The organism is Bacillus sp. FJAT-26390, assembly GCF_001682865.1.
GTDB lineage: Bacteria > Bacillota > Bacilli > Paenibacillales > Paenibacillaceae > Pristimantibacillus.
In genome coordinates, this window is sequence record NZ_MAQX01000032.1 from 275,417 (window position 1) to 296,067 (window position 20,651).

Below are 20,651 nucleotides of genomic sequence, written 5' to 3' on the forward strand. Positions count from 1 at the left end.
CGTTTGCGCAGAAAGTTGCACAGCTATGCGGTATGCATGCATGTCTGATACCACTCATCTTTTGCATAAGAAAAACGCCTGACGGCGTCCTTGAAGTGCATATCTACTTTCGAGCATGCGAAGCAACGGCACGCAAGGAGATCCCTTACGTTCTGTTGCTTCTCTCATTTTCTATTCGGTATTCATGTCCGTGAACGCCTTTGTAATACTCAGTCATCACTCCGCGGCATTCCTCACATTCGAATTGTGGCGGGACAGCCGGATCTCCACCGTCCATTGGCTGGTGTGCGAAGGATGCCACGACCTGCGGCGCCGAACATTCTGAAACGCATCCGCCCTGCATGAGGGCGGCCTAAACGCTGCTTTCGTTACCATTTCAACTTTGTACCAAATACGAGTCCGTTACTGATAAGCCTGCCTGGCGCCGTAATCAGCTTGCCTTGCGCATACATACCCGAAGAAGCTCCGCCATCCAAATTCATCGCCTGCTCCGCACCTAGCTGCAGCATGATTTGTCCCCACTGCTTCATCGTTGCCTGAGGTACGGTCGCCATGATGACGGTTCCGTCCTTTTTAACAAGAATGCCGCTTCTGGCTGCGGAGTCTGTTAAAATTTTGGAGCTGCTGAAGCCTTCGCCCACGGGGTTAATCGCCAGCCTCCCGTCCTTTACCAGTCTTGGACCAGCACCAACTGCCGTATGGACGCGTGACCAGGCAATCGGCGTATTGGACAAGTTCGTCATTTCCGTCTTATAGTCCACCAAAGTGCCGACCTTAAAACGTGCGGCAAGCTTTTCTTCCGAGCCTGTAAAAACGAGAACATACCCATCTGCCGGAATGCTCACATTTTCTTTTTTGCTTATTTTGGTCACGACGCCTTTGCTGACGGTAACAGCCGTCCCAAGCGCAAAGCCTAGCTTAGCGCCCCGCTTCGGAGTAAACATAATGGCGGATGAGCCGCCCGCTACCGGCGTACGGTTTATGAAATACACATACCAGTTATTCGGCGATTTGAAAGAACCATCCGTCCCGCCCAGCAGCTTCACCCGGAGCGTATCCATGATAACCGTCCCGTCCCATGTAAAACCGATCGCCGTACCCGTATTGCCGATATGCTCCACATTTCCGTCTGCGATGAGGGTGCCATACGGTTCGGGAATGCCGCCGTAAGCCTCGAAGAATGTCCCGTTGATAGCTGCATCAGCATTGTAGGCTTTCGCAATCAGCGCAAGCGGCTGGACAACGCCAACCTTCCGGCTTGCAAGACCTGCGGTCATTGGAACTCCCTTAGGAATGACCACCGTTTGAACCGTATAGGACTTGCCTGAAATGCTGACCTTTTTCGCTTCATGCTTCACCTTCAGCTTGGAGTCCGAGGCCGTCACCTGGACAGGCAGCTTGAGCTGGCCTTTATAGCCGCTTGCGATGACATCCACATAAAGATTTGCTGAGCCCACTGCAACCGGGGTCACGATGCTCTTCTCCGTGATGCGAACGATCGCCGTATTATCGGAGCGGAAGCTGAGGGCGACGGGATCGGACAGCTTCAGCTTGTCCGTGAGCAGGAGCCTTATATCCAGCGGCAGCTTAAGCGTCGCCGCTGCGTAGGTAATCGCGACGGGGCGAACCGGCCCCGCTGCGACCAACTGGCTGGCGGACGTATACGCGAAGCGTCCGCCGCCCATCGGCGTCACGCCGCTCGCGGGAACCGCGGCGTGCCCGCCGTAGGTGTACAAGATCGACTTGGCAGAGCCGTCGATCGCGTACACCGCGCCGGATCGGCCGCCGGCCAGCACGATGCCGGCGGCAGCATCCGGCGCCAGCGCCGCGGGGCCGAAGCCTCCGGCCCCGGCGGCGCTGATGCGCCATAGTTCCGCCCCGTCTGCGAGGCGGAACGCAGCAATGCCGTTGCCGCCAAGCTCAGCGGCAACGACAGCTCCCGCATCCCCGGGCAGAAGCACCGGGGATGTCCAGCCGCCTGCGGGCGCCGCCGCAAGCTCGCGCGTGAATCGGACTTTGCCGTCCTCTTCATACGCAGCGACCGCTTTGCCCGCGAGCAGCAGAACGCCGCCGTTAACCCGGTCGGCGGCCAGCTTACCCCCAAGCAGCGGCTGTTCCAGAGCCGCTTCCCAGACTACAGCTCCGCCGCGCACCGCATACAGCGCGCCGTTGCTGCCAAGCACATAGACGCCGCTCTTGCCCGCGGCAAGCTCCTTCACGCTGACGCCCTCCGGCAGCAGCGCCGCCTGCTTCTCACCCGCTTCATCCAGCGATAAAATCGCATGCTGATATGCGAAATAAGGGAGTCCCTGCGCGTCCGTGACTAGTGCAGACGGCTGAAGATTCTCGGTCTTTCCTTTAAAATAAAAAATACCGGCCTGACCGCCATTTCCCGCTTCATCGTATTGATAGAGCCGCGCGCTTTTGCCAGCAGCAAATATTTGGCGTTTCCCGTTCAGCGCCGGCGCGGACAAATTCGTATAGGCATTGACCCGCTTCACTTCTTTGCCCGTGCTGGTGACAATGGTCACCCAACCATTAGCGGCTGCGGTGAACAGATTTCCATTCGACAAAACTAGCGCCGGATGCAGCGTTCCTTCGGCTGCGTAACGCCAATATTCGATTTCTGCTTTATTGACCGTTGCGGCTGTCGTGCTAACCGCTTTGCCTTCCGCGGCCTTAACCGTGACAGTTTCACCTGCTGCTGCGGCGGCAGCTGCCCCGCTTCCGGCATAACTTAAACCCATAGACGCTATCAATAGCGCGGCTATTCCTTTTTTTCCCCACATCATCCAATCTTGCTGCATCAAAGCTGCACTCCCTTATCTATGCGTATTCCAAATAGTCCCAACGAACTATATCGACAAAGACCTATTAAAAATGAAGAACAGCTCATAGCATCACGAGAAAAGCCTTACCATTCGATAACCCTATAACAATCCTATTCCGTTTTTTCATAGATTTCATGTTTCTTATATCGTCACAGTCACCTTTCCACTCAATGTAAAACGGCTGTCGCCGTCCTTTGGCGTCGCAGCGCGTTTCATTATATATTTTCCTATATTTAAAAAAAAGACTGGCATTCGCCTCAGCAATGACGTTCACTGAAAGCTATGCCAGCCTTGATTGCTATATTTTAAAATGAGACAGCTTCTCCAAAAGCTCCTGTACCATGGTGCTAAGCGCTTCTGCCGAGGCTGAGATTTCCTCCATAGACGCAAGCTGCTCCTCTGAAGCTGCGGCAACGCTTTGAGAATCGGCGGATGCCTCTGATGCAAGATCGGCAAGCTGCGACACGCTGGCTGAAATTTGCTCGGTGCTTGCCGTCATTTGCTGGGCAGCAGCCGATACCTCTTGGGTTTGCTCATTTACCTGCGTCATTTCCGTAAGGATAGATGTGAATAACAGACCGCTCTCCGTTACGCTTTGTACGCCCTGTTGAACCTTCTCGTTGCCGGTAACCATCGTGAGTGATGCTTTATTCGTGTCCATGCGCACATCTTCAACCAAGCTCGTCACCTGATCCGCTGCTTGCTTCGTCTGCTCTGCAAGCTTGCGAATTTCAGTTGCGACAACAGCAAAGCCCCGTCCATGCTCACCCACTCTGGATGCCTCGATCGCCGCATTGAGCGCCAGCAAATTCGTTTGCTTGCTAATGTTCGCGATTAGATCAATCATTCCGCCGATCTGACCGGATCTCTCGCCTAAGCGCCGAATGGCGCTTCCCGTTTCCTCAAACGACCTTTGAAGCTCGCCCATCTGCGTGACTGCCGTTTGGAGCTGCACGCTGCCCTGCTGCGTTTGGTTAGCCACTTCCTCGGCAGATGACGATACTGCCGAAGACGAATCCGCAATTCGCTGAACGCCTATTGCCATTTCGCCCATCGCCTGGGATGACTCCGACGCATACTCATGCTGATTTTGCGCGCCCTCTGCAACACGGCCAATGGAGTGTGCAATCGTCTCAGCCGCTTTGCCTGTCTGCTCCGCGCTTGCTGTAAGCTGCTCCGATGTTGCGCCCACAGCCATCGACAAATCCGAGACCAGCTGGAACATCCCGCGCAGCTTGCCGGTCATTTCATTAAAGTGACCGCCCATCACCCCAAACTCATCGCCAGATCGAAAATCCAGCTTCTGCGTTAAATCTCCCTGCGCCATTAGCTGCAGCTTAGCCGAAAGGGCACGAAGCGGCTTAATGACCATGCCCCATACAAGAAGTCCTATCACCGCTGCCAAAATGACCAGCGCCGCAAGCACCGTAATGCCCGCGTTTGTTCTAGCTTCATTATATGTTGCCAAAACAACATCCTCTAAGACAGCGGTTTGCGTATACCAAATCTGCTCGCTGCCCGGCAGCTTGATAGGCTCGAATACACGCAGCACATCATCGCCTTTGGAATTAGCCGTATATGCTTTTAACGTCTGGCCGCTCTGGACCTGCTTCCATAACTGCTCCTTCTCCGGCGAATCGCCGTATGGCTGCAATATCGATGCCGGATCATTCGGATTGGCAGCATAGACTCCCGCTTCGCTAATAAGCGAAACATATCCATCAAGCGGTCTGTAATGCGTTGCCTCCTCCTGAAGGTCGGAAAGCGAAAGATCTACGCCAACAATGCCTAAAAAAACGCCCGATTCGTCAAGAATCGGCTGGACGATAGACATCATCTGCGTTTGCTCGCCCGCCGCCTCATACGTGTATGGTTCCAAATAAGAGAGCTGCTTGCTCGCCTTTGGTATAAGATAGAAATCGCCAACGCCCTGCTCCTCATAGCCTTTTAACGGTTCGGCAACAATTTCTTTATTCTGTTGAATCAAATAAGGAATGAATCTTCCCGTGGCATCGTCATATTTCGCTTTGCTCCGGTTTGCCTCATCGTTACGATCAAATGCATTAGGCTCCCAAAGCGTGTAGATACCGAATACTTCCGGGCGCTTCTGGAGCATTCCCTTCAGCAGGGAGATAACCTCTTCCCGTGATAGGCTTTGGCTCGCCCGTGATTCCTCAAGCACCTCTGACAATGATTTCAAGGTTGATTCCAGACTAGTCACTTTTTTCAAAAACGAATTCGCGTAATCATTTCCAGCGTTCTCCGCTGCAAGCTCGCCGTTCGTAAGGCTTACTTTCTTTAATTGCTGCAAATTTACGAAGAGAATAGAGCCTAACACTAAAGCAATAACGACTCCAACTACTGCAATAAATTTGAATGATAAGGAAAGCTTCCGATATGCGGCCATTGCATCCACTCCACCCATCCAAGATAAGACATTAATCGACAAAATACGACTAAAAATGAATAGGTATAATGGACTAGTCTGAAAATGAATATCGCGCCAGTTCCTCGCTTTTGTTAGAGCGTGCTTTCGTCAGCCGCCGCTCCAGCTTGACTAAAGAGCTGGATATTACCTTGCTCGCTCAATCTCCATTCAACCGCAGGCAGGCTTAGTGTGATATGCACGCCCATTTTCACCGCGCTCTCGTACTCGCCATTCAACTGCGAGCTGCTATCATGAGCAGCATGCCTAATCAACGAATCAAGCCCCGCCAGGGCAAGCACACACTCACCATTTATTTTTTGCTGCTCCGCATGCCTCGAAGCACCGTCACCTGATCGCGCCCGCCCTCTGCGAATTGGCCGTATTCCTCCGATTCCTTTGGCACGAGCGCCAGCTTGCCCTCTTCATTAAAGTGGATGCCCCAGCCGTATTTCTTCGGAAGCATCGACGCCCTTAGACAAGCCTTCGGCTTTGAAAAAAACTCGTCCCAAACCTCCTTCCCTCTTGCTTCGAGCTCCTCGGCCGACAACTCCTTATGCCGAATGTGCACCTCATACATCAGCTCTTCCTGCGTATACCTATAGGGTTCATTGGCTGCCAGCTCATACTCAAGGCTCGGCTTCGTCCGACCGCCCTTCTTGTCCGGCGGCACCGTGCCAATCTCCGCTGGACAGTCTGCCGACACCGTGATGAATGTATTATAATAGTTCCAATTCATGACTAGTTTCCTCCTAATCTTGGATAAGGCTATTATAGCGATATCACACTTTTGTGACTATACAATCTCATTTATGTCCATTTCCTTTAGTGATTAATATCGTTTATATTGTGATGAGAACAATTATCATCAATGGAGGTTGCTACGTATCATTTCAGATAGCAAGGAATGGTAGACGGTGAGATGTATTTGCCCCGCCCCAAAGAAGCGCCCATCATCTATGAGGTGCTTGGCTTCGATATTCCGGATTCGTTGAAAATGCTCATGACGATAAACCCAGCAAGGCTGTTCATCCCCGCCGATGATTTCCCCCTCTATGCCGCTGGCCGAATTTTTATCGTATGCAGCAGCATTCACGGCGCCAAGGAAACCTATGCTCGCATCATCGGCATTGGATTTCGTAAAATGAGCAACGGCTAAAGCGAAAAAAATAATTTAACTTCATCTCCCGTTATGTGGAGGAAGTTAGTTTTATGCAAGCTTCACTTAGTTTCGTGTATGTAGCATTCGGGTGACATCTCCTATAATCGGTTTATAAATTCATTTCTTAGGAGGATATCGATCACATGAACCAATCACCACTGTTACTGAATGATGAGCAAATGAGAAAATTTATTACGGAAGGCTTTCTTATTTTAAAAACCGACTTTCCCGAATCATTCCACCATGCGTTGACCGCAGAGCTTAATAAAGTGTATGACGCGGAAGGAAATCCCGGCAATAACCTGCTGCCGCGAATTCGCGAGATTCAGCAAGTATTCGATAGCCCCGTCATCACCGGCGCATTAACGAGTGTGCTGGGACCAAACTACATGCTTCATGCACATAGACATGGCCATTACAATGCGCAGCCCGTTGCCGGCGGCTGGCATAAGGACAGCTACTGGGGCTACTCGCGGATGCGCAACCACCATCCATGGTGGGCGATGATTATGTATTTTCCGCAAAACACGCCGCTTGAGCTTGGACCAACAAGCGTGCTTCCCGGCACGCAAAACTACGAGTCACGCACTTTCGTATCCGATGAAGTCGCAGGGGAGGCCTTCGCTAACGGTGAAGCTGGCACATTTGCGCTCATCCATTACGATATCTGGCACCGTTCGACGCCGAATGTACTAGGCAATGCACGCTTCATGCTGAAGTTCGAATTTATGCGTACGGCTGCGCCTGCCGCACCGACTTGGGACAATCAGGCAACAGCATGGTCAGAGCCTTCCGATCTTGCGCTTCCCATTGCAAACCATGAAACCTTGTGGGAGGAAACCTGGAACTGGCTGTCCGGCAGCGTTGGCAGCATAGCGAATTCCCGGAGTGAAGATGCTAATAAGCTTAATGAGCTAGCACGCGAATTAGAGGATCAATTCGAGCCAACCGCGCTGAACGCAGCTTATGAGCTTGCAAGGTATGGCAGCAAAGGCGTAGCAGCCTTGCTTGCTGGACTGCACCATCAAAGCGCCGACGTATCGCGCGTGTCTGCCTATGGACTATCGGCGGCAGGAGAAGAAGCCGTAAACGGACTAATTGCCGCGCTGGAACATGACCGCGAGGAAACCGTCTATCATGCCATATTTGCGCTCGGGGAGCTGGGCCAATTTGCAGAAGCTGCTCTTCCAGCGCTTACAAGCTTGTTGTCCCACCCTTCCGCTACCATTCGCACGGCGGTGGCCGATGCGCTGGGCATGATCAAATCTACCTCCGCAGCTGGGGTAGACGGCTTAATTACATGCCTGGCAGATAAGGATGCGCAGGTCCGTTTTACGGCTGGCCTTTCGTTATCGAAGCTTGGCTCCACGGCTGCTGCAGCGATTCCTGCGCTGGAAGCTGCGCTGGATGACGAGGACCGCTACGTGCGGGCACATGCGCTGGAAGCGCTCCGTTATATCGGCACCGAGGAAGCAAAGGATCTTCTAATCAAGTCGCTCTTTAATGCGCGCTGGTGCACGACAACTACATCTGCCGACACCTTCTAGGCTTGATCCTCATAAAAATAACGAAGAACCGCCGGTTAAGCAACCGGCGGTTCTTCGTTTCTTCTTCATTAAGAGACACCTTTATTTCAGCAAAAGCTCTCTGTATTCGCTCGGCGACAGCGCCGTATACTCCTTAAAAAGCCGCGAGAAGTACGTCGCATCCATCCCCAGCGCTTCAGCAACAGCGGAAATGCTTAAAGCGGTGAAAGTAAGCATCTCTCTAGCTTTGTCCATCCGCTTGCGGTTCACATAATGAATCGGCGAGAGCCCGGTCGTATTTTTAAACATGCGAATGAAATAATTGGGGTGAAAATGAACCAGCTGCGCCAGCGTATCTACTGAAATATTTTCAGAAAGATGCTCCTCGATATAAGAAAGCACGACGTTCATTTTCTCGAATGAGCTTGTTGTTGGCGCATTGATCGTTACCCGGTCAGTCTGCTCCAAAAACATGGCCATGATCTCGAGGAAGGTCGCCTGCACATGCAGGTCGGCCGTCCACTCCTCGCTCTTATAATGATACATAAGGCGGTCGAATTTATCCTTTAATAAAGGATGGTCCGTTACCGTTAGGATCACAGGCATCTCAAGCACTTGAAACAGGTTGAAATTGCCCAGCTTCGCCGTAAAGTGGCACCAATATTTGCCGAAAGTATTTTCATTAATCGTTCCGTAGGACTGGGTCACATCCGCCGGCATCAAGCATAGGTCGCCAGCCTTCGGATAAAAGGTGCGATTGCCAATCTTAATATACCCTTCGCCCTCTTGAATGTAATAAAGCTTGTTCACGTCAGGCGTGTAATTATCGTCATTCCATGAGCGCGGCACCTTCGTATACTCAACTACAGCCACATGCAATTGCAAGCCGGTCAAATACGATTTCCAAAATGATTTCATGCTATTTTCGTTCATTGCCACTCCCGCCCTCCAAGCCCGTGATGTCACTTCTAATTGTTAAAATCCATTCTCGGCTCTCGCTGAGGCGTATTGGTTTATTTGGATAAATAACGGTGCAACGCGGAAATAAGCAAAGCATGATCCTCCTGATCCGGCAAGACGGACATGCTAATCGTGCTGATCCGCTCTTCCAGCTCCATCCGCAACAAACGTTGTTTTATATTCAGCATAATAATTGCCTAGATTCTATTTTATAAATCTATACTAAATGATACCCGCTGCATCCTTCCAACCCTATCTTATCTCTTATCCTTTTCCTTGCCAACAGAACCCTTGAAGCCGCTTGTTTTTAGCCATGCACGCAAAAAAAAAAGGAAGCAGCATTACGCTGCCTCCTTCCTCATTCTCAGCCTCTTCAAGCTTACGCCTGCGCTTGTCCGAGCTGTACCCACTGTGCGACATTTACTGTCCGTTTCGCTTGGTATTCAACCGCCGCTTTTACGTCCTCGACCATTTTGCCGCCTTGAACCGTCACGCTCGTTCCATATGGATTGCCGCCCGCCTCAAAGGTAACGGGACTTGAATAGCCTGGCGCCGCAACGATCGCTCCCCAATGATACATCGAGGTGTATAAGCTGAGAATGGTCTGCTCTTGACCGCCGTGGGCATTTTGAGCTGATGTCATCGCGCTGACCACTTTATTAACGAGCTTGCCGTTAAACCAAAGCGAGCCCGTCGAATCGAGAAATTGCTTAACAGGACCAGGCATGCCGCCAAAACGAGACGGGACGCTGAAAATAATCGCGTCAGCCCATTCCAAGTCCTTATAGGAAACCTCCGGTATTTCCTGCGTAGCCGCAACATGAGCTCGCCAAATCGGATTCGCTTGAATCGCTTCTTCATCTGCCAGCTCCGGCGTTTTCAAAATTCTCACTTCGGCGCCCGCTTCCTTTGCGCCTTCCGCGGCCCATTGCGCCATTTGATAATTGGTACCCGTTACGCTGTAATAAATAATGGCAAGTTTAATGGCTGACATCTGATCCATCTCCTCAATAATAAAGTTATGATCTAACGATTAACGCTGATATAGCGGGTATGCTACTTGATTAGGCAGCTGAATGACGATCATGCGCACCTTGTCTTGCCCGATTGCCAAGCGAACCGCCTCAGGCTCTGAATCTGCCTGCACAACGGTAAAATCTTTATGCTGGAATGGAGTCGTGGCTTCCCTTGTGCTCCAATTGCCATTTCCTCGAATGGCTAAGGCGGCGATCGAATATCCTGCTGGAACGGCATGCTCATATTCGCTGCCAGCTTCCAAGGAAATATCCCACATTTGCGCATCCGTCACCAAATGAATGGGAGATCCTTCGCCAATAATCGTTTTCTTATGAACCTGTCCGCTGACGGTCTCTGGAAAATCTTCAGCAACGTATTCGTGATAGGTAGGCTTCCTTTTAATCGCTTCATTTAGATCCGGTTCAAACCAAATTTGAAAAATCTCGGCATCAGGACCGTCTATTTTCTCGCGATGCGATACGCCGGAGCCCGTCTGCATAACCTGTGCGCCGCCGGGTCCGACGGTGCTCTCCGTCCCAAGCGTGTCGCCATGCGAGACCTGCCCGTTTACGACATATGTCATAATTTCAAATCCTTTGTGCGGATGCAGCCCGATGCTGCCGCCCTCCTTGGCATGTGCCCAAGCCCAGTAAAATAAAGGACCAACCCGCTTAACCGCACCCAGATCCTGAGGGAACCCAATCGGCTTTTGCTCAATGATTTTGCCCCCTTCAAACGAGCCCGTTGCTTGCTGTAGCGGCGTATATATATTCATCCTCATGGTATAACCTCCCTTTGATTTATTTATCTTAATATCGTGAATCCTAATGTTAGTATATATTCATCCTATCATCAGGGTATATAGATGTCAACTAACTTTTTTAAAGTAATAAAAACCGGCGTTTTCCAAATCGGAAGACGCCGGTTTAACGTAGCTATGCGTTGTTACAAATTTTCAAGCACCCGCAAAATAAGCGTCAAAGCTTCAGCTCTCGTAGCGCTCGCATTAGGGTCAAATTTATTATTGCCTTTGCCTTGGATCAGGCCAGCCTGGATGGCTGCAGCTGCTTCCTTCTTCGCCCATGCCGGGAACTGGTCGGCATCGTCGAACGATAATACCGCATCCTCGCTAATTTTCAGCTTGGCTGCGCGCGCTATGATAACGGCAAGCTCAGAGCGAGTTATTTCATTGCTTGCGCGGAAGGTTTGATCCTCATATCCGCCGATTAGTCCCGCTCCAACCGCTCTGAATATATGCTCCTGCGCCCAGTTCGGTATTTGCGAATTGTCATTAAACTTAGCATCAGCTGCGCTGCTCTTCAGCTTCAAGGCACGGCTGATCATTACGGCGAATTCACCCCGCGTAATGACTCCGTTAGGACGGAACTTGCCGTCTTCGTATCCTTTGGCAATGCCTAGCGCGATGGCCTTCTCAACGGAAGCTTGCGCCCAGTGCCCCTCAATATCTTTAAAGCCAGTAACTACAGGCTCAACCAGCTCTTCCTTGCCTTTGCCTTCGTCCTTATCCTTCTCTTCCTCGAGCTCTATGTCGCCTTGCCCGCTGATCGGCTTCATGCTGGACTCATCAAATTTAATTTGAATGTTGTATTCATGGTGATAGCTCATTTCCGGCCAGTCGATCTTCACCCAGCCATCTGTCACCTTGGAGAGATCCGATACCGGGAAGTAAACGACCCGTGTATTTTTCTCTTTGTTGCTGCTTTCCGTCGAAACGTTAGCCCCATTAAATTTTAACCCCGTAATTTCTTTGTCCTGCTTAATCGTCAGGTAGACCAGCTTGCTGCTGCCGGCTACCTTCAGCCTAGCCGTAGGAATAATGTAATCCTGCATGACTGAATCCTGATCCGTGCCAAATTTCAAAATCCGAACGGCTATGCTGTATTGTCCATCCGACGAGCCTGGATTCGGATTCGGAATCGGGTCCACGCCAATCTTCGCTGCTTGGAAGGTATCCAAAGCCTGCTTCAACTTTGCCGCGGCTGCGTCAATTATCGCTTGTGACTGAGGCGCTTGCCCCGCCGCTTGCCCCTCCGTAATCGCAGCTGCAAGTAAGGCTTTGGAGCCGGCTTTAAAATTGCCCGCTTTCGTCCCCTCAACCGCTGCGTCATGCGTTTCCTGCGCTGTCTTAATCAGAGCATTCAGCGCAGAAGCATCAAAAATTCCTGTAAGGGAGCTTGCATCCAGCTTCAATTGAATATCGTACTCATGATGATAATTGATGGCAGGCCAATCTACTTTCACCCAGCCATCCGTAACCGTAGTCAGATCTGTTAGAGGCAGCGATACGACTCGCGTATTCGTTGCTTCATCGATGCTCTCTACTTTTACATCCTGTCCTTTAAATTTTAAAGCTGTAATTTCCTTATGCTGCTTGAGCGTAATGAACATCGTTTTGTCCGCTCCGCGTACCTTCAAGCTTGCAACTGGATTTACGTAGGTCTGCATAACGGAATCTTCATTCGTCCCGAACTTCAATATCCTGAAGTTCACTTTGTAATCACCGTCGGCAATGCCTTTAATCGCTTTATCCTTGAACGCTGCAACTGCCTGATTCAGCGCCAGCAGCGCTTCGTCTGTCTGAGCTTGCGTATTTTCCGCCCCAGCAGCAGCGGCACCCGCGGCGGTGATTGCCGCTTGTAGAGCGTTTTTCGCCTCAGCCGGGTACTGTCCAATCGCCGTGCCGACTACTGCCGCTCTTTGAACAACCGACGCTGCTGAAATAGCCTGCGCTAAAGCGGTATTATTTACATCGTTAAAGTTAAGACGAATATCATGGGTTTGGTCATAAATTTGGCCTCCCTGCGATACTACGACACGAACCTTTGCCTTATGAAGTACAGATAGGTCGGCCGTTTTAAAGGTAACGACGCGGGTATTTGCCGCTTCGTTTACGCTGGCGATCTCAACATCCTTATAGCTTCCGTCACGCTCTACTTTTATTTCTTTTATCGCTGCGTTGTCCTTCACCGTAAACGTGACCGAAACGTCGCCATTTGCTTCCGTCCCAATGGTGGCAGGCTTAAGGAAATAGCTGTCTGCCGACGAAAATGCCGCGTTTGTGCCATGCAAGGTTGAGAAGTAGCGTTCATACACGATGAGCGCTTTAAAAGCATCTGCTGCCAGATCCAGCTCTGCCTGTGCAGATGTAATTGCTGGCCGGGTAGCGGACAGATTGTCTGCTGTCTGCTTGGCTTTGTTGATGGCTGCAAGCAATGCTCCTTTTGCAGCTGCAAATGCGGCTAGATCAGCGCTATCAGCTTTGGTAGCCGTATCATGAAGTCGCTTGTACTGGGCAAGAGAAGACTGCAATCGTTCCAGCTTTTCAACATTAAAGCTAAGATACACATCGCGTGTTACGCCGTTGATGTCATAGCTGATATAGCTTAATCCCTGCCAATCCTCGTCACTCGAATCCGTACCCCGCGGGCTTAGCTGATAAACCTGGCCATCGGCATTGGAAAGCGCAGAAGAACGATTTGCGTAATGGGTATACGCTTCGGACTTAATAATTTGGAAGGTTCCATCCGCATTCGGCCAAGATTGAGCTACCTTCGCATTTGCAGGAGGACCTTTTAGCGCTACATTCGCTAGAAAGCCAGATAAGCTTTGTGCATTTATGCTGCTGACGATCGTCGTAACCGTATTGCTGATCTCATTTGCATATACCGATTGCGTATTAGTAGGCTCCAGCGTATCAAGCGCATAAATCTTCACCGGCTTGGCGGCTAGATATTGGCTATCTTTGGCTCTTTTATAATTATTGGCGAGCGTTGTCAATGAATTCGATAATTGCTGCGGCGTAGATGAAGGCGTGTTTACCGCAGTCTTTGCTTTGCCAAGGTTTTTGACTAAGGTGTTGATATCGGAATGATAATATTCCCCTGCCGCAATCGCGGCAGATGCCGAGCCTGGAGAGCCTTCCGCCGCTCCGTTTACAGCAATATTGTTCGTAAACTCGGTAATAATTTTAATGAAGCTCTCAAGCTCGGTTCGATCCGCCAGCTTTCTGCGCGATTCAAAAAGCTTCATAGCGCCTTTCAACGTGTTGTAAATATTGCCGTAGGCTTCCAGATCGCCAGTCGGCGTTAGGCCGAGCATCGTATCGGCATAGTCGATCACTGACCAAAGAGCGGCTTTACTACCGATCGGATAGTCGCCGTACGCCGTGCCTTCCGAGCTTGAATAATAGACAGAACGGGATACCGTAATAAACTCATCCAACTGGCTGTATGTAACCTTCGTGACTGTTGGCTCCTCCGGCTCTACTCCCCCATTCCCGCCGCCCGGAATGTCTGGAAGGGTGCTGGTATCGATGCTTAAGCGCACATTATACCAATGGTCATAGGAATATTCGGGAATGAAAATATGCATGAGGACATCCTGCTTCTGGGTAAGATCGGCAATGACGTATTGCAAGATATAACTGCCGTTCTCCCCAGGGACAGGTCTTGTGGAAACTGCTTGGTAACCCTCTATACCTGAAACGACTTCATTGTTGATTCCTGCTTTGGCTTTGCCTGCGAGGCGATAGCCTAAATAAGGAAAACGCGTATAATTAACTGCCGTAAGCTTATGTTCGAATTTCACGGTACCATTTTCAATAATCAACGACCCTTTTTCGCCGTTTGTTTTCATATAGTCATTTGCCACGGATGTGGAAGCATGCTCATCATGGAGAATCGTGTAATCGACGGCATACACGCCGTCGGGGACGTTAGCGGCAGCCGCGGCGACCGCGCTGGCACCTGTTTGCAGGGAGGATACGATTAGACCTATAGCTATCCAAAGGATAGCTGTTTTTTTTAGCCATCTACTCAATTTATTACGCTCCTTAAAAAATAATGGCGACAATCGTACGGGCTTAGCCGCCGATAATCGCGCAAACGAAGAGCGTGTCGGTAAATTACCGACCGCTCTTCGCCTGTCTGCCAACTGCTTACTCAGCAGCTCCTATCTAATTAAAGCCAATCGATGAACAGGCTGTACGTTGTGTTGTGGAATCCTCCAGCATTAACTTGCAGCTCAACCGGCAGGTTATCCGTGAGGTTGTTTACGCCGCTGAATACAAAGTAAGTGAAGCCGCCGGAAACCGATTTGGTTGCCGATACTTCGTATGTGCCATCGCCAGCAGGCGCACCGTTAACATCCACGTTCAGGAAGCCGTAGCTTACTGGAATCGTTGGGAACGGAGGGTATGTGTTTTTCAGCTTAATCGTAACGGTATAATTGCCAGCAGAGCCTGTCACATCAGCGCTGTCGATAAACGCGCTTGCATGGGTAGAATAAGCTCCATTCTCATCAAGGAATTGCAGGTTTTGAGCAGCAGCCGAAGCCGGTACCGCCATCGCTAGAGCAAATACGAAAGTGAGCAGCATAAGAAACATCGTTTTCTTGAAAGATTTTTGCGAACGCAACATAGTGATCAACACTCCCTATAATGGTTTTAGAATATGTTCTTGCAAATAAATACGATGATTGCTCCGTCCGATAAGAGTGACGCTATTCCTCCCTTCTACTTTGCGGATATCGTCCACAGAAAAAAGTATGCATGAAGACAATGATTATCATTATCATCTAAGTTGCAAAAAAATTTCTGTGGCAGAAGCCTATGCCAGCCTTTGCAAGCAGCACGCCTCTTCTCTTCAGAAAATCGATAACGTGTACATCGCCCATCGACAGCTTGATTTTATAGTTATACTCTAAATTATGTCAATCGTATAAACGGCATTATTTATTTTTTAAATAGTTGTTCTATCGTTTTTTGATTCTTTTATTTTTATAATTAAATACAATCACAATTGTTATTTTAGATTATATTCTCGATAATTTATTTTTTATTTACAAATAAACATTAATTACAGTTTCTTCTTAATTGCTTTATCAATTATTGATAACGATTATCATTATTATTAAAAGGTTTCTTATTATTGTTTTCTTAAAATAAATCCCTTTTGCGTCCGCTTGAGTTTCTTCGATATTTGTATCCAATTGTTTGTTATTGAGCGTTCAAAAAGCAAAAACAGGAGCCCCGAAATACTCGATTCGGCTGCTCCTGTCATACTAAGCTATTTATCAAAAAGCAATATGCTAGCTCTCATCACCATGCCAAAGCTTATGAAACGATTCGCTCGAAGCAAGCAAACTTTCAGCCGTTCCCTCCGCCTCGACGCGTCCATCCTTCATCACGATAATATGATCAGCCTGCGCGAGGGCTGTCTTGCGGTGTGAGACAACAAGGCATGTCGCATCGCCGCGTTCACGGAATAGGCGAGCCCATAGCTTCTGCTCCGTCTCTACATCCAGCGCACTAGAGAGGTCATCAAATACGTAAAGCTCGCTGTCACGGACCAGCATGCGCGCCGCAGCCGTTCGCTGTGCCTGACCGCCGGACAGCTTCACGCCGCGCGGACCGATAACCGTATCAAGTCCCTCTTGAAAATGCACGAGATCGTCCTCCAGCACCGCCGTATGGAGCGCTCTAGCCAGCTGACCCTCCTTATCCGAATGGCCTAGCAATATGTTTTCACGCAGCGTGTCGCTGTAAAGCCTAGGCACTTGTGCCGTATAAGCGCTCCGCGGCGGCACAAAAAACGATCCGGCATCCTTCACCTCAGCTCCGTTCCAGCGGACTGTCCCGCTATCTTGCGGAAGCAGCCCAAGCAACGCCCGCACCAGCGTCGTTTTGCCGGAGCCGATCGGACCTGTAATTACAGTGAATGAGCCGCGCTTCAGCATCAGATCGACAGAAGCAATCCCTCTGCCGGTCTCCGGGTACGTATACGACAGTCCGCTGACCTCCAGCTTTTCAAGCCGCTCGCTGGCAGGCGGAACAGAAGACGCTGCATCAGAGGCATCCTCACGCAGATGCAAGTCATTTGCAACCGTTAGCACATGGGCCGGAGCTCCTTGCAAAATGCCCGTCAGACGAAGCAGGGCAACGGTCATTTGTTTGAAATAGGTCAGAAACTTGCCGAAGTTCGAAATAAACTGCGTCACAAAGGTCAGGTAGTAGACAAATAAAGAGAAGTCGCCTACCGTAAATTCTCCGCCGCGCATTTTCTGGCCGGCAAGAAGCAGAATGAGTCCCGTGCCAAGATTCACCGAATTGGAGAAGATGGAATCCAGCACCTCGGTCATCAATTTATCCTTCAGCATCGTTTTGCGGCGATTGTCGTTCAGCTCTCTAAAGCGTGCCATTACGCGTTTCTCTGCGCCAGCTACTTGAATAGCCTGGACGCTGCCGAACATCTCGCTAATCGCCCCGGTCACCTTTGCCGTAGATTCACGGCTCTCCGAACGATACTTCTGCAGCCTGGTCGTCGCCAGCTGCGCCGCGATCACGACGATTACTAGCGGCAAAAAGACAAGCAGCGTCATTTGCGCATCAATTCGTATCAATATAAAACAGGATACGAGCGCGAAGCAGGTCATGCCGAATACATCGACGGACCAGCTAACCGCTTCCTCGGACTGGTCAACATCGTCTCGGAAATGGCTGATCGCCTCGCCCGGCGAGCAAGGGATTGCTCTTGCTCCCGGCTCCTTCAAAATATGCTCTAGCAGGTTCCGGCGCAGCAGCATGCCCATCCGGAACCGGAAGTTCACATCCGTTATAAATCCGATCAGCACCGTAGCGCTGCGGGCAAGTGCAGCTCCTATCAGCAGGGCAATCAGTCCCCATGTGCCATAGCCGGCAGCCGATTCGATCGTTAAAGAATCAAAAAAAGCTTTTGTAATAAGTCCCGGAAAAATCGGCATTAAATAAATAACCGTCCAGACGAGCGCATTGGTGATGTACCACGCGGGGCGGTAGCATATTAAACGCCACATATACGTAAACGTGCTCATGCCAGCACCTCCTCTAGTCCAGCCGCAAGCATTTGGCTAAACCTCGATCCCGGGTCGGAAGCCAGCTTGAGCCTCTGCCCGCTCTCCACGATGCGTCCTTGCTCCAAAATAACGATCTGGTCAGCACGCTGCACCGTAGTGAGACGATGTGCAATAATGATGCAGGAGCGATCGCTGAGCAGCTTGCTAATTGCCTGCTCCATCCGATACTCGGTAAGCGGATCAAGCCTAGATGAGGCTTCGTCGAGTATGACGAGGCCCGGATTCGTAAGGAATACCCTCGCAAAAGCAAGCAGCTGCGCTTCTCCCGCCGACAGGCTGCCGCCGCCCGAGGCGAGCGGCGTATCCAATCCTTCCGGCAGCGACTCGTACCAGCTGCGAAGCCCAAGCTCTCGCAGCACGAGGATGATGTCCTGATCAGCTATGCTCTCGTCATAGAAGGTCAGATTATCCCTTACGCTTCCTTGCAAAATCTCGATATTTTGCGTGACGAGCGCAACTCTCGAGCGAAGCTCCATAAGCTTGCACTCCTTAATATCCGTTCCGCTCAGCTTAATGCTGCCCTGCTGCGGATCATAGAAACGAAGCAGCAGACGAGCAAGCGTCGTCTTCCCGCTCCCTGTCCGCCCCAGCAGCCCCAGCACCTCTCCCGGCTTCAAATGAAGCTGCAGCTCCTCGAGTGTCGGATAGTCGTCATAGCCGAAGGTGACGCCGTCCAGCTCTACCGCCAGCGGTCCTGCCGGAAGCTTAGCGCCTGGCCCATCCTCAATTCTCGGCTTCGTAGCAAGCAGCTCCCGAATGCGCAGCAGGCTGGCGTCAGCCTTTTGCAAATCCTCGAATTGCGTCCGGATTTTTTCAATTGGCTTCGCTAACAGCTCCGTATAATAGAAGATTAGATAGACCGTTCCGATGGAGAGGCTGCCCGCCTTCCAAAGATACGCGCTAATGGCGAATGCCATCGCGTTGCCCAGCGCAAACACGATAATGGTCGTGATCCACATGGAGGAAAAACCGAGGAACGCCTTTCTCCGCAGCGGAAGCATCCGGCGCAGCAGCGAGTAGAACCGGTTCATGACAAAGCCGGTCGCACCGTTCGCCCTCGTGTCCTCCGTTCCTTCCAGATGCTCGCCGATAAAGCCATAAAACTCAGCATTGATTTGGCGCCATTTTGCCCATACCGGCACTGCGAATTTGCGAATCCATTGAATGACAAGCATCGCGAACACAACAAACAGCAGCATCCCTGCGCCGATAAGCGCATTTTCACGGAATAATAAAATGATGATGCCAAGCATCAGCAGCAGATTGCCTGCCAAATGAATAATGAAGCTGGAAAAAAAGTTGGCGAGGGCGTTAACATCCCCGTCGACACGCTCAATAATGGATCCCGATGTGTTCGATTTATGAAATGACATATCCAGCTTTAGACAATGCTCGGCAAGATCGCCGCGCAGCTGGTTCGTCGCTCTCCAAGCGAGATTTTCGCTCACGTAGGTTGCAACAACAGAAATAAGCTGCTGGATTAACGAGAATCCTATAAACAGCGCGGCTGCGTAATAGAGCGGCTGCAGCGCTTTATCCGATTGGGCGGTATCAATAAAATACCGGATGATTTGCGGATTGATCAGCTGCAGTCCAATCGAGGAAAAAAGCAGCAGCGCCAGCGCAAACAATGACTTCTTCCGAGGAAGAAGATAACGGCTCAGCATTAGTTTATAGTGGCTTAACGAATTCGTCTTCTTGTTCTTGCTCATGTCCTTCCCCTTCCTGCCTAAAACTAGAGTTAACAGGTGATTCTATTTAATCATGTTAGCGCTTAACGATATGAAGCTTACACTGTTCAATGCGATTGAAGATGTGTCATCATCCATATCCATATGTAGCTTTTCCCGCTCGTATTTATACACTCTCCCATATACCTTTATATCTGTTCCGAATTCTAATCGAATGCCCTTCCGAGACTTGGCTAGATATGTTTTTAGTTCGAACATAGTAACTCCTTTATGCTAAACTAGTAAATAAACGATAGAAAACGCAAGGAGATAAATGATGATCAAGCTGGTATCCTGGAACGTAAACGGACTTAGAGCATGCGTCACCAAAGGCTTTTACGACTACTTCAAAGAAACAGACGCAGATATTTTTTGCCTGCAAGAGACGAAGCTGCAAGACGGCCAAATCAGCATGGAGCTGGGCGAGGAGTATTTCCAGTATTGGAACTATGCGATTAAGAAAGGTTATTCCGGCACTGCGGTGTTCACAAGAATCAAGCCCATTTCGGTGCACTACGGCATTGAAGAAAATTCGGAGCCCGAAGGGCGTGTCATAACGCTTGAGTTCGACAGCTTCTACCTCGTCACGGTATATACGCCTAATGCCAAGCGCGACCTTACGAGGCTGGATTATAGAATCGAGTGGGAGAACCGTTTCCGCAGCTATTTGCAGGAGCTGGATTCCTTGAAGCCCGTACTCGTCTGCGGCGATTTGAACGTCGCGCATCAGGAGATCGACCTGAAGCATCCGAAACCGAATCTAGGCAACTCTGGCTTTACGTTAGAAGAACGAGGCAAGATGACGGAGCTGCTGGAGGCTGGTTTCCTCGATACGTTCAGACATTTGTACCCGGATCGTGCAGATGTGTACAGCTGGTGGTCTTACATGCCGAAGGTGCGCGAGCGGAACGTTGGGTGGCGCATTGATTATTTTCTAGCATCATCAAGGCTTAGCCCGCTGCTTATCGATGCGCAGATCGATACTCATATTTTGGGAAGCGACCATTGCCCAGTTCTGCTTCTGATGGAAGATATTCAAGCTGAGGTTTCGAAATAGGCAGCCTACCCTGCAAAAAACGAATACGGATT

15 protein-coding genes are annotated in these 20,651 nt (G+C 50.4%); 3 read left to right on the plus strand and 12 right to left on the minus strand.

Annotation, left to right across the window (positions count from 1 at the left end; translation table 11 throughout):
• Window positions 1-368: 368 nt before the first annotated feature.
• The 4 genes from A7975_RS33270 to A7975_RS22105 all read right to left on the minus strand — a co-directional run bounded on the left by A7975_RS33270 (window position 369) and on the right by A7975_RS22105 (window position 5,995).
• Window positions 369-2,807 (minus strand): phosphodiester glycosidase family protein, encoded by a 2,439-nt coding sequence (locus tag A7975_RS33270; RefSeq protein WP_082198377.1) that lies wholly within the window; start codon window positions 2,805-2,807, stop codon window positions 369-371.
• A gap of 322 nt (window positions 2,808-3,129) precedes the next feature.
• A complete protein-coding gene (locus A7975_RS22095) occupies window positions 3,130-5,238 on the minus strand; it encodes a methyl-accepting chemotaxis protein (RefSeq protein WP_065386553.1) in 2,109 nt (702 codons plus the stop codon).
• Window positions 5,239-5,351: 113 nt separating this feature from the next.
• The gene (locus A7975_RS22100; RefSeq protein ID WP_141680387.1) at window positions 5,352-5,531 is read right to left on the minus strand and encodes a hypothetical protein; all 180 of its coding nucleotides are present in this window, start codon (window positions 5,529-5,531) and stop codon (window positions 5,352-5,354) included.
• Window positions 5,532-5,569: 38 nt separating this feature from the next.
• Complete coding sequence (locus A7975_RS22105; RefSeq protein ID WP_065386555.1) at window positions 5,570-5,995, minus strand: DUF6157 family protein; 426 nt, start codon at window positions 5,993-5,995, stop codon at window positions 5,570-5,572.
• A gap of 168 nt (window positions 5,996-6,163) precedes the next feature.
• Between A7975_RS22105 and A7975_RS22110 the strand changes: the two genes are divergently transcribed.
• Both A7975_RS22110 and A7975_RS22115 read left to right on the plus strand, forming a co-directional pair.
• Window positions 6,164-6,415, plus strand: coding sequence for a hypothetical protein (locus A7975_RS22110; protein ID WP_065386556.1), 252 nt, complete (start codon window positions 6,164-6,166; stop codon window positions 6,413-6,415).
• A 146-nt stretch (window positions 6,416-6,561) separates the two neighbouring features.
• The gene (locus A7975_RS22115; protein WP_065386557.1) at window positions 6,562-7,965 is read left to right on the plus strand and encodes a HEAT repeat domain-containing protein; all 1,404 of its coding nucleotides are present in this window, start codon (window positions 6,562-6,564) and stop codon (window positions 7,963-7,965) included.
• 81 nt (window positions 7,966-8,046) lie between these two features.
• Here A7975_RS22115 and A7975_RS22120 read toward each other — a convergent pair whose 3' ends face one another.
• From A7975_RS22120 to A7975_RS22150, 8 genes are all read right to left on the minus strand, one after another.
• Window positions 8,047-8,877 (minus strand): AraC family transcriptional regulator, encoded by an 831-nt coding sequence (locus A7975_RS22120; RefSeq protein WP_065386558.1) that lies wholly within the window; start codon window positions 8,875-8,877, stop codon window positions 8,047-8,049.
• Between the two features lie 80 nt (window positions 8,878-8,957).
• Window positions 8,958-9,092 (minus strand): hypothetical protein, encoded by a 135-nt coding sequence (locus tag A7975_RS35060; RefSeq protein ID WP_255314438.1) that lies wholly within the window; start codon window positions 9,090-9,092, stop codon window positions 8,958-8,960.
• A gap of 191 nt (window positions 9,093-9,283) precedes the next feature.
• Window positions 9,284-9,898 carry an NAD(P)H:quinone oxidoreductase gene (gene wrbA / locus A7975_RS22125; protein ID WP_065386559.1) on the minus strand — a complete coding sequence of 205 codons (615 nt, stop codon included), beginning with the start codon at window positions 9,896-9,898 and terminating at the stop codon, window positions 9,284-9,286.
• Window positions 9,899-9,937: 39 nt separating this feature from the next.
• Window positions 9,938-10,702, minus strand: a complete 765-nt coding sequence (locus A7975_RS22130) for a pirin family protein (RefSeq protein ID WP_065386560.1) — start codon at window positions 10,700-10,702, stop codon at window positions 9,938-9,940.
• A 164-nt stretch (window positions 10,703-10,866) separates the two neighbouring features.
• Window positions 10,867-14,760: an NEAT domain-containing protein gene (locus tag A7975_RS22135; protein WP_065386561.1), complete on the minus strand. Its 3,894-nt coding sequence runs from the start codon at window positions 14,758-14,760 to the stop codon at window positions 10,867-10,869.
• 140 nt (window positions 14,761-14,900) lie between these two features.
• A complete protein-coding gene (locus A7975_RS22140; RefSeq protein ID WP_053372799.1) occupies window positions 14,901-15,359 on the minus strand; it encodes a hypothetical protein in 459 nt (152 codons plus the stop codon).
• Between the two features lie 670 nt (window positions 15,360-16,029).
• Window positions 16,030-17,790, minus strand: coding sequence for an ABC transporter ATP-binding protein (locus tag A7975_RS22145; protein ID WP_065386562.1), 1,761 nt, complete (start codon window positions 17,788-17,790; stop codon window positions 16,030-16,032).
• Complete coding sequence (locus A7975_RS22150) at window positions 17,787-19,544, minus strand: ABC transporter ATP-binding protein (RefSeq protein WP_065386563.1); 1,758 nt, start codon at window positions 19,542-19,544, stop codon at window positions 17,787-17,789. The genes A7975_RS22145 and A7975_RS22150 overlap by 4 nt, the downstream gene beginning before the upstream one ends.
• A 298-nt stretch (window positions 19,545-19,842) precedes the next feature.
• Here A7975_RS22150 and A7975_RS22160 point away from each other — a divergent pair, with 298 nt between their 5' ends.
• Window positions 19,843-20,619, plus strand: a complete 777-nt coding sequence (locus A7975_RS22160; protein ID WP_053377478.1) for an exodeoxyribonuclease III — start codon at window positions 19,843-19,845, stop codon at window positions 20,617-20,619.
• Window positions 20,620-20,651: the final 32 nt, after the last annotated feature.